This window comes from Kitasatospora sp. NPDC059817 (assembly GCF_042731835.1).
GTDB lineage: Bacteria > Actinomycetota > Actinomycetes > Streptomycetales > Streptomycetaceae > Kitasatospora.
Genome location: NZ_JBHWIR010000288.1, coordinates 1 through 950, shown reverse-complemented (window position 1 = coordinate 950; position 950 = coordinate 1). Strand labels below are relative to the sequence as shown.

At 78.0% G+C, this 950-nt stretch carries 1 protein-coding gene; it reads left to right on the top strand.

Annotated features, from left to right (window positions below):
• Nucleotides 1-201: 201 nt before the first annotated feature.
• The coding region (locus ACFV61_RS33425) for a hypothetical protein (protein ID WP_380495810.1) at nucleotides 202-950 on the top strand (749 nt) is incomplete at its 3' end.

Sequence of the window (950 nt, the reverse complement as noted above, 5' to 3'; positions counted from 1 at the left end):
GCCCAGGCCCCGCCCCTGGTGGGGTGGCAGGGGGCCCGTCGCCCCCCCCGCCCCACGGGCCCGGTGCTTCTCCTGGTGAGCGCGGGGCCCCCGGGGGGGGGGGCCCGCCCCCCCCCCGCCACCTGGACCGCCTCCCAGCGTGACCAGGCCGCCTTCAACACGGGCGGCGGCCTGCGGATCTCCGCCTCGCACAACGCCCTGATGGGCCAGGGCGGCCGCTACGGCGCGCTGCCCGGCGGTGACCGGATCGTCCCGGTGGTGCGTGAGGACCAGTCCCTGCCCAACGGCAAGGGCCAACTGCTCGCCGTGGACACCTCCGCCTTCGCCGAGCGCGTCCCGGTCCGCGCCGACCTGCTCGGCGGGCGCACCCGCGAGGACCTGTTCGGGTCGCTCGCCCAGCCCGCCCCCACCGGGCCGTCGGCCGGCCTGGAACTGCCCGGCCACCCGCTGCGGATCGACGCGGAGGTCACCGTCCAGCAGCCGGAGCAGCAGGCCGGGACGCCCGGCGGCAGTACCCGTCCGTCGCTTCACCCGGAGGCCAGGTTGCTGCTGCGCGACCGCTTCGGCATGATCCACAAGGTCTCGCTGGGCACGCTCCCGCTGACCGGCGACGCCAAGGTCTCGGCCTCGCTGACCACGCTGGTCGACGCCCCGCTCGGCTCGGCCGCCGCGCCGTTGACCGTGGTCGGCGTGATCGTCGCCTTCGGCGACCGGTCCAACGGCGAGCTGACCGTCCACCGGTTGTCCGTCTCCGACAGCGCCGAGGGCCCCGCGACCGCCGTCCAGGTGCCGGCCGGATTCGGCTGGACGGCGACGGCGCCCCCCGTCCGGGCCGTCGGCGACGTGGTGCCCGGGGCGGCCCCCGGCCTCCGCGACGCACCCACCCGCCCCCGCCGCCAGTTCACCCACCGCGCCCGCCTCGCCCACCGCCCCCGCGCAAATGTCCGCGC